The sequence below is a fragment of the Lacrimispora indolis DSM 755 genome, assembly GCF_000526995.1.
Lineage (GTDB): Bacteria > Bacillota > Clostridia > Lachnospirales > Lachnospiraceae > Lacrimispora > Lacrimispora indolis.
The window spans coordinates 4,950,080-4,963,218 of record NZ_AZUI01000001.1; the positions used below are offsets into that span (position 1 = coordinate 4,950,080).

The window sequence follows — 13,139 nt, forward strand, 5'->3', positions numbered from 1 at the left end:
TTTAAATCTTACACCCTTTTATACCATTGATTGACAGAATGCGTCAATAGTCTTTGCTGCTTTTCCAGGAAAAAAACAAAAAAGGCTTCCTTTACAAAGAGTGACAATCTTGTTATGATATATGGGATAGTTGCAGAAAGGTAAAAATTAAGATGAGCAAAAGAGGACATATTATTAAAGCAGTCGATCCCGGCTCTATTGCAGAACAGCTGGAACTGGAGCCAGGAGATGCGGTCCTGTCCATAGATGGTCATGAGCTGGAAGATATTTTTGATTATGAGTATTATATTAACAGCGAGTCCATTTTCATGACTGTAAAAAAGAAAAACGGGGAAGAATGGGAGCTGGAAATAGAGAATCAATTCGAGGATCTGGGAATCACCTTTGAAAATGGGTTGATGAGCGAATATAAATCCTGCCGGAACAAATGCATTTTCTGCTTTATCGACCAGATGCCCCCTGGAATGAGAGAGACCCTGTATTTTAAGGATGACGATTCCAGGCTTTCCTTTTTACAGGGAAACTACGTGACGCTGACTAATATGAGCGATCATGACATCGACCGCATCATTAAATTTAAACTGGCGCCTATTAACATTTCCGTTCACACCACCAATCCTTCCTTAAGATGTGAGATGCTTCACAACCGGTTTGCAGGCAAGGCCCTGGACAAGATCCAAAGGCTGTATGAGGCGGAGATCCCCATGAACGGACAGATCGTGCTGTGCAAGGGTGTCAATGACGGAAAGGAACTGGAGAGGACCATAGAGGATTTGTCAAACTTCCTTCCATACATGGAAAGCGTATCAGCGGTTCCTGTGGGAATGTCAAAATACCGGGATGGCTTATATCCTTTACAGCCCTTTACCAATGAAGATGCAAAAGAGATACTGGAAATCATAGAACGGTGGCAGAAAAAGCTGTATAAGACCCATGGCAGCCATTTCATTCACGCCAGCGATGAGCTTTATATCCTGGCCGGACTGTCCCTTCCGGAAGAAGGGCGTTATGACGGGTATATCCAGCTGGAAAACGGAGTGGGTATGCTCCGGCTTTTGGAAGAAGAAGTCAGGGCTGCCCTGGAAAATATGGAGGGTGACAGCAAATCCGAAGAGATTTCAATTGCAACAGGCAGACTTGCCGCCCCCTATATTGAAAGTCATGCAAAACTGATCCAGGAAAAGTTTCCCGGACGGATCATTCACATTTATCCCATTACCAATGCCTTTTTCGGTGAACAGATCACGGTGGCAGGCTTGATCACCGGACAGGATCTGATCGGGCAGCTTAAGGATAAGGTGATTGGCAGCCGGTTATTGCTTCCGGAATGTATGTTTCGAAGCGGTGAAGAGGTATTTCTTGACGATCTGACACGGCAGGATGTACAAAATGCTTTACAAGTACAGGTAGATATTGTAAAATCAAGCGGTCAGGATTTTGTACAGGCTGTTCTCGGGCCGGTAGAAGAGAATGGAGCTTCTTATGAAGGTTATGAGTTAAGCACCCCAGCGGGTATCCCTTTACACCCCATAGGGTAGGGTGGGCCCTGCCCGGAAAACATGGGCGAGAGGGAGAAATACCCTTCGGGTATACCTTTATGCCCCAAAAGCATGGGCAAAGAGGAGAAAGGAAATATTTATGAGTAAACCAGTAGTTGCCATCGTAGGCCGCCCCAATGTGGGAAAGTCTACGTTGTTTAATGTTTTGGCCGGTGATACCATTTCTATTGTAAAGGATACACCAGGCGTTACCAGGGACAGGATCTATGCGGACTGTACCTGGTTGAATATGAATTTTACCCTGATTGATACAGGAGGTATTGAGCCGGACAGCAGCGACATCATCCTGTCCCAGATGCGGGAACAGGCGGAGATTGCCATTGCCACCGCAGATGTCATCATTTTTATCGTGGATGTTCGTCAGGGGCTGGTGGATGCGGATTCCAAGGTAGCGGATATACTTCGGAAATCTAAAAAGCCCGTCGTCCTTGCGGTCAATAAGGTTGACAGCTTCCAGAAGTTTGGAAATGATGTGTATGAGTTCTATAACCTGGGAATCGGCGATCCGGTTCCGGTATCTGCAGCTTCCAGGCTGGGCCTTGGAGATCTCCTTGATGAGGTGGCAAAGCATTTTGGCACTGCAGATACAGAAGAGGAAGAGGATGACAGGCCGAGAATTGCAATTGTGGGAAAGCCAAACGTGGGCAAATCTTCTATTATAAATCAGCTTCTGGGAGAAAACCGGGTCATTGTCTCCGACATTGCAGGCACTACCAGAGATGCGGTGGATACGGAGATCGTTCACAATGATACGGAATATGTGTTCATTGATACAGCCGGCCTGAGACGGAAAAGCAAGATCAAAGAGGAACTGGAACGTTACAGCATCATCAGGACCGTAACGGCTGTTGAAAGGGCCGATGTGGTGGTAGTGGTCATTGACGCTGAGGAAGGCGTGACCGAGCAGGATGCAAAAATTGCAGGCATTGCCCATGAGCGGGGAAAGGGCATTGTGGTTGCGGTCAACAAATGGGATGCCATTGAAAAGAATGACAAGACCATCTATGAATATACCAACAAGATTAAAAACACCCTGTCTTTTATGCCTTATGCAGAGTTCGTATTTATTTCAGCAAAAACCGGACTGAGGATGAGTAAGCTGTTTGAGGTGATCGATATGGTTCGGGAAAACCAGACACTCCGGGTGGCTACGGGCGTTTTAAATGAAATCATGACAGAAGCCGTTGCCCTTCAGCAGCCCCCGTCTGACAAAGGCAAGCGGTTAAGGCTTTATTATATCACCCAGGTTGCTGTAAAGCCCCCGACCTTTGTGATCTTTGTAAATGATAAGGAACTGACTCACTTTTCCTATACCAGATACTTAGAGAATAAGATCAGGGAAGCATTCGGTTTCAAGGGAACCTCCCTTAAGTTTATTTATAGAGAAAGAAGCGGAAAGGAACAGTAGTATGGAGCGAATGATCTGTCTTATTGCCGGTTATTTATTCGGGCTCATACAGTCCGGCTATTTTTACGGAAAGGTCCATAAAATCGATATCCGCAATTACGGAAGCGGTAATTCCGGAACCACCAACGCTTTAAGGGTCATGGGGGCAAAGGCCGGAGCAGTCGTCTTTTTCGGTGATTTTTTAAAGTCATTGCTGCCCTGCCTGCTGATGCGGGTCCTGTTCCGCTCCCAGCCGGAGATGATTTATCTCCTGATATTGTATATGGGCTTTGGCGTTATTCTGGGGCATAATTACCCGTTCTACTTAAATTTCAAGGGAGGAAAGGGAATTGCGGCCACTGCCGGGCTGATCGTAGCTGTTGATTTAAGACTGACACTCTTATGCCTGGCTGCATTTGTTTTGATCGTTGCTGTTACAAGATATGTTTCTCTGGGCTCTCTGGTGGTCGCAACAATTTTATTTGTATGGCTGTTCCTCTTTGGAAAGACGGGGGCTTATGGTCTTGACCCAAGAACGTTGCCGGAATTCTACATAGTGGCAGCCCTGATAAGCGGTCAAGCGTTCTGGCGCCACCGGGCAAATATCGGACGGCTTGTCCGTGGCAGAGAGAATAAAATTTCCATTGGATCTGGAAAAAAATAAAATGAGGTGAGGAAAATGGCTAAAATCGGAGTGATCGGATCAGGGAGCTGGGGAATTGCGCTGGCAGCCCTTCTATATAATAATGGGCATGAAGTGACTGTCTGGTCGGCTCTTCCCGAGGAAATTTCGGAGATGAAATCGACCCACAGGCATCATACTCTTCCGGATCTGGAGCTGCCTGGGGACATGATTTTTACGGAAGATTTAGAAGAAGCCATGACAGGACGGGATCTTCTGGTAACTGCCGTTCCTTCCGTATACGTCCGTTCCACTGCAAGAAAGATGAATCCGTTTTGCAGATATGGCCAGGTAGTTGTTAATGTGGCAAAAGGAATCGAAGAGTCCTCTCTTATGACCCTTTCTGAAATTCTGGAAGAGGAGCTTCCAATGGCAGATGTGGCAGTCCTTTCCGGTCCCAGCCATGCGGAAGAGGTGAGCAAAGGCCTGCCCACCACCTGTGTGGCAGGTGCCCGCACCAGAAAGACAGCTGAATACATCCAGGGTATTTTTATGAGCGAAGTTTTCCGGGTTTATACAAGCCCTGATATCCAGGGGATCGAGCTGGGAGCTTCCCTTAAAAATGTCATCGCCCTTGCTGCCGGAATTGCCGATGGATTGGGCTACGGTGACAATACAAAGGCGGCCCTGATCACAAGAGGCATTGCGGAAATATCCAGGCTGGGAACGGCTATGGGCGGCAAATTCCAGACCTTTTGCGGTTTGTCCGGGATCGGGGATTTGATCGTGACCTGTGCAAGTATGCACAGCAGGAACCGGAGAGCAGGAATCCTCATTGGCCAGGGAAAAACCATGGAAGAGGCCACAAAGGAAGTAAAGATGGTGGTGGAAGGTATTTACTCTGCCAAAGCAGCCCTGGCCCTGTCGGTAAAATACGGCATTTCCATGCCCATTGTGGAACAGGTAAATGCGGTCCTCTTTGACGGCAAACCCGCATCAGAGGCTGTGAAGGATTTAATGTTAAGGGATAAAACCATTGAAAGCTCTGATCTGCCCTGGGATAAATAGTTAAGAATTCAGTTGATTTTTTCATAATTGAAATAAAAGCAGTTGACATTTTTATAAAGCCATTTTATTATAAAGACTATGTATAGTCGACGAAGTTCGATCTGTCTTTTGGGAATCGAACCGGTATCTACTTGGTTACGGCTTTAAATTTCCTGCCTTTATCAAGTAAATCATGTCACAGAACTGTATATATAAACGTTGTATGAGGAGGAATGGATTATGAAAAAATCTATGAAGAAGTTACTGAGTCTTGGCATGGCAGTCGCTTTGGCAGCGTCTTTAACTGCATGCGGGGGCGGCAAAACTTCAGAAACCACCACTGCCGCAGAGTCAAACGCGGCATCAGGAGAGACTACAGAAGCAGCAAAGGCCTCTGGAGAAGGCTCCTTTAAAATCGGAGGTATCGGACCGATTACCGGCGGAGCAGCCATTTATGGACAGGCTGTTATGCGCGGTGCAGAACTGGCCATTGACGAGATCAACGCAGGCGGCGGAATAGGCGGCGCTCAGATCGAGTACAACTTCCAGGATGATGAACACGATACGGAAAAGGCAGTTAATGCTTACAATACCTTAAAGGACTGGGGTATGCAGATGTTAGTCGGCACCGTTACCTCCGCTCCATGTATTGCAGTAGGTGCGGAGTCCAGTAACGACAACATGTTCCAGCTCACTCCTTCCGGTTCTGCAGTGGACTGTGCAAAATTCGACAACCAGTTCCGTGTATGCTTCTCTGATCCAAACCAGGGAGCAGCTTCCGCACAGTACATCGGCGAGAACAAGCTGGCTACCAAGGTTGCCGTTATTTATGACAGCTCCGATGTTTATTCATCTGGTATCCATGATAAATTCCTTTCCGAAGCAGCTAATCAGGGAATTGAAATTGTGTCTGATGAGGCATTTACCGCAGATAACAATACCAACTTCTCCGTACAGCTTCAGAAGGCTCAGGATTCAGGCGCTGAGCTTGTATTCCTTCCAATTTACTATTCCCAGGCTGCCCTGATCCTTGCTCAGGCAAAGCAGATGGGATATGAGCCCCAGTTTTTTGGCTGTGACGGACTTGACGGAATTTTGACCGTAGAAAACTTTGACACTGCACTGGCTGAAAATGTAATGCTTCTGACACCGTTTGCCGCTGATGCACAGGATGAGCTGACACAGAAGTTTGTTGCAACATTCAAAGAGAAATACGGTGAGATACCGAACCAGTTTGCTGCCGACGGTTATGATGCGGTTTACGCCATCAAAGCTGCTGCTGAAAAGGCAGGGATCACAGCAGACATGGATGCTTCAGCAATCTGTGACGCTTTAAAGATATCTATGACAGAAATTTCCATGAACGGCTTAACAGGCGAGAACATGAAGTGGTCTAAAGACGGAGAACCGGATAAGGCTCCTAAGGCTGTTAAGATCGTAAACGGTGTTTACACTGCAATGTAATTACTGAATTTCATTCATTTGGTAAATGACCCAATGGAGGGTCGTCCAGAGGACGACCCTCTTCTTTTAAAATAAACAACGAATGAGGTGCGATGATATGATGAGTTTCATATCCTATTTTATTAATGGTCTAAGCCTGGGCAGCGTTTATGCGATCATTGCCCTGGGGTATACCATGGTATATGGCATTGCCAAGATGCTTAACTTTGCTCATGGCGATGTAATTATGATCGGAGGATACGTGGTGTTCACAGTTGTCAGCACAATGGGCCTTGGCCCGGTTGCCGGCATACTCCTTGCAGTGATCTTATGCACAGTACTTGGCGTCGTCATTGAGGGTGTTGCTTACCGTCCTCTGCGCATGGCAAGTCCTCTTGCAGTTCTGATCACGGCAATCGGTGTGAGCTACCTTCTCCAAAACATCGCACTGCTCGTTTTTGGTTCCAATCCAAAATCCTTTACTTCTGTCGTGACAGTTCCGGCACTTAAGCTTTCCCAGGGAAAGCTCACCATTTCCGGTGAGACCATTGTCACAATTATCAGCTGTGTTATCATTATGATCGGTCTGACTGCATTCATCAAAAAGACAAGAGCAGGACAGGCCATGCTTGCTGTATCGGAAGATAAGGGTGCTGCCCAGCTCATGGGAATCAATGTGGATGGAACCATTGCCCTTACGTTTGCAATTGGCTCCTCTTTGGCGGCTGTGGCAGGTGCGCTTCTTTGTTCCGCTTATCCCACTCTTACTCCCTATACCGGCTCCATGCCAGGAATTAAGGCATTCGTAGCCGCCGTATTTGGCGGGATCGGGTCTATTCCCGGAGCGTTTATCGGCGGACTTTTATTGGGCGTCATTGAAAACTTAAGCAAGGCTTATATTTCTTCCCAGCTTTCCGATGCCATCGTATTTGCAGTTCTTATTGTTGTTCTTCTTGTAAAGCCTACTGGAATCCTGGGTAAGAAGATCAACGAGAAAGTATAGGTGGATGATATGGAAAAAAGTGTGAAGAATAAATTTCGTCTGAGTAAGACCTTAAGAAGCAATCTGATAACTTACGGCATTGTGATCGCTGCATTTATAATTGTACAGCTTTTGGTGAATGCCGGCCAGGTAAGCAGCCTGATGAAAGGCCTTTTGGTGCCTCTCTGCATATATACCATCATGGCAATATCCTTAAACTTGACCGTAGGCATCCTTGGAGAATTGAGCCTGGGACATGCAGGCTTCATGTGTGTGGGCGCATTTTCCAGTTCCCTGTTTTCCATTGCCATGCTGGAAGCCATTCCAAACACAGGAATCCGTTTCTTTTTTGCCATTTTGATCGGAGCAGCCGCGGCTGCACTGGCAGGTATTGTGGTCGGAATTCCGGTTTTAAGGCTTCGCGGCGATTATTTAGCCATTGTAACCCTGGCATTCGGGGAAATTATAAAAAACGTGGTAAACGTGATTTATATTGGAAAAGATGGGGCAGGACTTCATTTTTCCATGAAAAATGCAATGGCTCTTAATATGGCAAAAGATGGAAAGGTAATCTTAAACGGTGCTCAGGGAATTACCGGAACGCCTAAAAACTCTACCTTTGTCATTGGTGTGATCCTTATTCTGATCACCCTTGTGATTGTTCTTAATTTGATTCATTCCAGGTCGGGACGTGCCATCATGTCAGTGCGCGATAACCGCATTGCGGCAGAATCCATTGGCATCAATATCACGAAATACAAACTAATGGCTTTTACTATTTCCGCCTCTCTGGCAGGCGTGGCCGGTGTCCTGTATTCCCATAACCTTTCTGCGCTTACTGCAACGCAGAAGAACTTTGGTTATAACCAGTCCATTATGATCCTTGTATTCGTAGTTCTCGGCGGAATCGGAAATATCCGCGGTTCCATGATCTCTGCGGTCATCCTGACTTTGCTTCCGGAGCTTTTGAGAGGTTTAAATACTTACCGGATGCTGATTTACGCCATTATCCTGATCGTTATGATGATTTTCAACTGGAGTCCGAAGCTGATTGATTTCAGGAAGCGGTATTTCCATAAGAACAGGGCAGAAAAGGAGAGGGTATAACCATGGCTTTACTGGAAATCAAGAATCTTGGAATTTCATTTGGCGGCCTGCGTGCCGTAGATAATTTCAGCATCACCATTGAAAAAGGGCAGCTTTATGGTCTCATTGGCCCTAACGGAGCCGGTAAAACCACAATCTTTAACCTTTTAACCGGTGTGTATAAACCGAATGCAGGCACCATTTTTTTAGGTGATGAGAATATTACAGGAAAAAAAACAGTGGATATCAACAGGGCCGGAATTGCAAGGACCTTTCAGAATATCCGTCTGTTTAAGGAATTGACCGTTCTTGATAACGTTAAGACCGGCCTTCACAACAGTTATCCCTATGGCACGGTCACAGGGATACTCCGCCTTCCAAAGTACTTTAAAGTGGAAAAAGAGATGGATGAGCGGGCCATAGAACTTTTAAAGGTATTTGGTCTTGATGGAGAAAAGGATATCCTTGCTTCCAACCTTCCATACGGAAAGCAGAGGAAGCTGGAGATCGCCCGCGCCCTTGCAACAGGCCCTAAGCTTTTGCTTCTTGACGAGCCGGCGGCCGGCATGAATCCCAACGAAACCTCAGAGCTTATGGACACCATTCGCTTTGTACGGGACAATTTTGATATGACCATCCTGTTGATTGAACACGATATGAAGCTTGTCTCCGGCATTTGTGAAAGGCTGACCGTATTAAATTTCGGCCAGGTCCTCACCCAGGGAAAAACGGCGGATGTGCTCAATGATCCGGAAGTCATCAAGGCATATCTGGGAGAATAAGGAGGCTTAAGGCATGGCAATACTTGAAGTAAACAACTTAGAAGTATATTATGGCGTCATCAAGGCGCTTAAGGATATTTCCTTTGAAGTAAAGGAAGGGGAGATCGTAGCCTTAATCGGCGCTAACGGCGCAGGAAAGACTACGACTCTTCATACCATAACCGGTCTTATAAAGGCAGCCTCCGGCAGAATACAGTTTGACGGCCACGATATTACAAAAATACGGGGCGACAAAATTGTAGGTATGGGAATGGCTCATGTTCCGGAAGGACGGCGTGTTTTTGCCGCTCTGACCGTTTATGAAAATTTAAAGCTTGGCGCTTACACAAGGCGGGATAAAGACGAGATAGAAGAAACCTTACAAATGATCTACAAGCGTTTCCCCAGACTCTTGGAGAGAAAGAACCAGCCTGCAGGAACCTTAAGCGGAGGTGAGCAGCAGATGCTGGCCATGGGCCGGGCACTGATGAGCCATCCAAAGGTGATCGTCCTGGATGAGCCGTCAATGGGGCTTTCTCCGATTTATGTGAACGAGATTTTCGATATTATACAGGAAATCAACAAATCAGGAACCACGGTTTTATTGGTGGAGCAGAACGCCAAAAAGGCTTTGTCCATTGCAAACCGCGCTTATGTTCTGGAAACGGGCGCCATTGTTTTAAGCGGTGATGCCAAAGAATTAATGAACAATGACTCCGTAAAGAAAGCATATCTAAGCGAATAATCATACAATATTTTTTTGCCGGATTTAAGATCCCCTCAATTTCACGTATAAAGCATACGGTAAGTTGAGGGGATTTTTCTCTTTTTATTTATTTTCACTTTCATAATCCGGTATGGTATCCCGCTTATTATTGGGAAAGATGATCGTAACCACTGTCCCTGCGTCAGGTTCACTTACATAAAGCAATCCATATTCCTTGCCATACTGCATCTGGATTCTTTCCTTAATATTTTTAATGCCAATCTGATTGAATTTGTTGCTTTTAACCTTAGAGGAATTGATTTCTTCCAGGACAGAGTCCTCCATGCCGGCTCCGTTGTCTGTGATTTTCACATATAATTTATCACTTTCTTCATAGCTTTCGATCCGAATTCTATAGTTCTTATCCATATCATCAAAACCATGTATAATAGAATTTTCAATCAGAGGCTGGATGCAAAATGGAATGATAATACATTCCAGCGTGTCTTCGGCAATCTGATATTCTACCTCAAAGTAGTTTCCATAACGGTATTTCTGTATACCGATATAGCGACGAATGCTTTCGATTTCATCCTTTAGCAGGGCAGAGGTTGTATCCTGCTTTAAATTGTATTTTAAAAGATTGGTAAGGTCGCTGGTCATTTCAGCCACATTTGTGATATTCTGCATAGTGGCCAGCCATCGAATGGAATCCAGGGTGTTATATAAAAAATGGGGGTTGATCTGGGACTGTAGGATTTTAAATTCAAGGGATGATTTGCGTTTCTGCTCCTGAAGTTCATTAATAAAATAACTGTTCAGCTTGTCCAGCATCATATTAAAAGTGACGCCCAGATTTCCCACCTCATCCCTGGAATCCATTTGCACACGGAGAGAAAAATCACCGCCCTTTATCTTATTGCAGGCATCACTGAGGACCTTGATAGGGCGGGTGATCTTGCCTGTGAGCCAAAGGCCGTAAATAAGACTGGTAATACAGGAAATGATAATAATGATAACGGCATAATAGGTTATTTTTTTCGTATTGCTGATCAAATGCTGGGTCTGAATGATGCGTATAATACTCCAGTCCGCAATCTTGATGGGATTGGATACAATGGTACTGTCCAGATTAAAGACCTTTCCCTCCAGACTATAGCTGGTCGAGGTATCCAACAGCTGAGGATACTGTCTGAGAACCGGCTCGTAGGAAGTGTAATAGGGGAAATTAAACAGAATCTCGCCGTCGGAATTGATGACAAGCGTCTTTTCATCGGATAAAATGGTGCTGAGCATGAACATTTCCTGTATGTAATTGTAATTTAAATCCATGATCAGGAGTCCAAGGAATTGTTGTTCCCGGTTCATGAGGGGCTTGATAAAGGAGATGACCTTTTTATCGGCAGAATCCCTGGCGGGATTCTGAAAATGCGTGGTGAACCATTGTCCTTCCGCGCTGATAACCTGCTTTTTTTCCATATAATCTCCATAATACGCTGACAGCAAAGCTGATTCTGTTCCGGAGTCTGTACTTAATATGGCTGCGTCGGGTCTCATCAGGGAGATATGAGAAATAAAAGGCTGCATCTCCAGAATGTTATTTAGGTTTTCACTTATTTTGCCGGCTGATTGGGGATTCTGGCCGGATAAGTATTCCTGGATCTCTTCATTTTCATACAGGTAGGTGGAGGTGGCCTGGATCAGATTTATGATTAAATCAAATTGTGAACGGATTTTGTTGCTTGCAAGCAGGTTGTTCTGTATCTCGTTCTTTTTCAGTTCCCTATAAAAAGTATAATTGACAAAGGTCAAAGACAAAACTAGGAAAAATGTAGAGAGAACGAATACTCCTATAAAAATTTTTGTTGAAATTTTCTTAATATGCATCACATACCTCCGGATTTTATGGTATACTAGTCACTAAATCAACTTATTGTACCATGTTTGTTTGTCTTTAGGGAAGCGGGAAAATAATATGAAACGGGTATTGATTGTGGATGATGAATTTTTGGTCCGGATGGGACTTAAGATGACCCTGGACTGGAAATCCTACGGGTATGAGATTGCGGCAGAGGCCAGCAGTGCAGAAGAAGCTCTGGAGATCATGGAGCGTGAACCGATTGACATTCTGATGACTGATATCAAAATGCAGGGGATGAACGGTCTGGATTTAATTGAGAGGGCAAAAACAAAATATTCGGACATCCAGTCCGTTATATTTACGAATCATGATGATTTTAATTTTGCACGGCGGGCCATGGAAATGGGGGCGGAAAAGTATATTTTAAAGTCAGAGATTTCACCGGACAGCCTGCTGTCATCTCTGGTCAATTTATCAGGCGAATCGGAAGCATCATACCGCAAGGGACATTCTGTAAAGAAGATGGAAGAAAAATATTTGGATGAGCAGCTGCTTAAGCTGAATCTCTCCGGTGTACAGGAGACTGTTTCTGATTATCCATATTCTGACCGTATGTTTTGTGAAGCATCTTACATGATTATGATAGGCCACTGCAGCATTAATTCCCTGCCGGACGGGTCAGTCAGCATGCTGATTGAAACAGTCATGAATCTGGTTTCCAAATTTTTTTGCCACAGCATTGCCAGGTATGTAATTTTAAAGGATCTTCTTTGTTTTGGGGTCATATATCATGATGAACGGAATGAATATCCAAAAGAGCTGATGGAGGACAGGGGAGCATCAATTATTAAGAATACAGTTCAGTATTTTAATGCGGACATCAACCTTGGAATCAGCAGAGCCGGAACAAAAGAACGTTTCCCTCAGATGTTTCAGGAGGCGGAAAGCGCACGGCTGAAGGGCTTTTTTCATAACGGCAGTGTTTGGACATACGATGAGCTGTTGAATCCGTCCAGAGGAGAGTATATCCGGGTCAGTGCCAGGAAAGTAAAAGAGCTGATGGAAAAGGAGGACAAGGATCCGTTGGCCGAGTATATGAATTCCATTTTCCGTAAGCTGAAAGAAGGCGGGGATTACCGAATGGTGACCGAGGTATTTATTGACCTGCTTTCAATCTCCAAATCCCTGATCGAAAATTACGATACCAGGGATATTCCCGGACTGAACCCGGTAAAGTTTGAGTATCACAATCTTTATGCAATCTCCCATATGAATCATGTTCAGATGTATGTAATGGATGTGTACATGGCAATCTGGGACTTTTTACATAACAGGAAGAGCCCATACAGCGGGCTGATCAGGGAGTGCATTGGTTTTATTGAAGAGAACTATTCTCAGAATATTACTTTGGACAATGCGGCGGCAGCGGTGAATATCAGCAGCAGCTACTTGTCGTTTATTTTTAAGCAGGAAACCGGAATCAATTTCAGTGTGTATCTGACAAATTACCGGATTGAAATGTCAAAAAGGCTGATTCTTAAATCCAATCTGAAAATATATGAAATTGCAGAGCAGGTTGGCTTTGGAAGTCCCTATTATTTCAGCAAGGTGTTTAAAGAGATCGTAGGGATGACTTGCAAAGAGTTTAAGAACCGTGTATAGAATGGGAAGGACGCCGTTTTAAG

General features: G+C 45.0%; 11 protein-coding genes. 10 read left to right on the top strand and 1 reads right to left on the bottom strand.

The annotated features are described in order from the left end of the window. Window positions 1-152: 152 nt before the first annotated feature. From K401_RS0124120 to K401_RS0124160, 9 genes are all read left to right on the top strand, one after another. A complete protein-coding gene (locus K401_RS0124120; RefSeq protein WP_024295352.1) occupies window positions 153-1,538 on the top strand; it encodes a DUF512 domain-containing protein in 1,386 nt (461 codons plus the stop codon). 100 nt (window positions 1,539-1,638) lie between these two features. Further along, window positions 1,639-2,967, top strand: coding sequence for a ribosome biogenesis GTPase Der (gene der / locus K401_RS0124125; RefSeq protein WP_024295353.1), 1,329 nt, complete (start codon window positions 1,639-1,641; stop codon window positions 2,965-2,967). 1 nt (window position 2,968) lies between these two features. After that, window positions 2,969-3,610 (top strand): glycerol-3-phosphate 1-O-acyltransferase PlsY, encoded by a 642-nt coding sequence (gene plsY / locus K401_RS0124130; RefSeq protein ID WP_024295354.1) that lies wholly within the window; start codon window positions 2,969-2,971, stop codon window positions 3,608-3,610. Window positions 3,611-3,625: 15 nt separating this feature from the next. After that, entirely contained in the window at window positions 3,626-4,636 is a 1,011-nt protein-coding gene (locus K401_RS0124135) for an NAD(P)H-dependent glycerol-3-phosphate dehydrogenase (protein ID WP_024295355.1), read from the top strand. Window positions 4,637-4,855: 219 nt separating this feature from the next. Continuing rightward, window positions 4,856-6,079 (top strand): ABC transporter substrate-binding protein, encoded by a 1,224-nt coding sequence (locus K401_RS0124140; protein ID WP_024295356.1) that lies wholly within the window; start codon window positions 4,856-4,858, stop codon window positions 6,077-6,079. Window positions 6,080-6,179: 100 nt separating this feature from the next. Next, window positions 6,180-7,061, top strand: a complete 882-nt coding sequence (locus tag K401_RS0124145) for a branched-chain amino acid ABC transporter permease (protein ID WP_024295357.1) — start codon at window positions 6,180-6,182, stop codon at window positions 7,059-7,061. Between the two features lie 9 nt (window positions 7,062-7,070). Next, the gene (locus tag K401_RS0124150) at window positions 7,071-8,147 is read left to right on the top strand and encodes a branched-chain amino acid ABC transporter permease (protein ID WP_024295358.1); all 1,077 of its coding nucleotides are present in this window, start codon (window positions 7,071-7,073) and stop codon (window positions 8,145-8,147) included. A 2-nt stretch (window positions 8,148-8,149) separates the two neighbouring features. After that, window positions 8,150-8,908: an ABC transporter ATP-binding protein gene (locus K401_RS0124155; protein WP_024295359.1), complete on the top strand. Its 759-nt coding sequence runs from the start codon at window positions 8,150-8,152 to the stop codon at window positions 8,906-8,908. Between the two features lie 13 nt (window positions 8,909-8,921). Further along, window positions 8,922-9,632, top strand: a complete 711-nt coding sequence (locus tag K401_RS0124160; protein ID WP_024295360.1) for an ABC transporter ATP-binding protein — start codon at window positions 8,922-8,924, stop codon at window positions 9,630-9,632. An 84-nt stretch (window positions 9,633-9,716) separates the two neighbouring features. Here K401_RS0124160 and K401_RS0124165 read toward each other — a convergent pair whose 3' ends face one another. Further along, window positions 9,717-11,480 (bottom strand): cache domain-containing sensor histidine kinase, encoded by a 1,764-nt coding sequence (locus tag K401_RS0124165; protein ID WP_024295361.1) that lies wholly within the window; start codon window positions 11,478-11,480, stop codon window positions 9,717-9,719. An 88-nt stretch (window positions 11,481-11,568) separates the two neighbouring features. Here K401_RS0124165 and K401_RS0124170 point away from each other — a divergent pair, with 88 nt between their 5' ends. Next, the gene (locus tag K401_RS0124170; RefSeq protein WP_024295362.1) at window positions 11,569-13,116 is read left to right on the top strand and encodes a response regulator transcription factor; all 1,548 of its coding nucleotides are present in this window, start codon (window positions 11,569-11,571) and stop codon (window positions 13,114-13,116) included. Window positions 13,117-13,139: the final 23 nt, after the last annotated feature.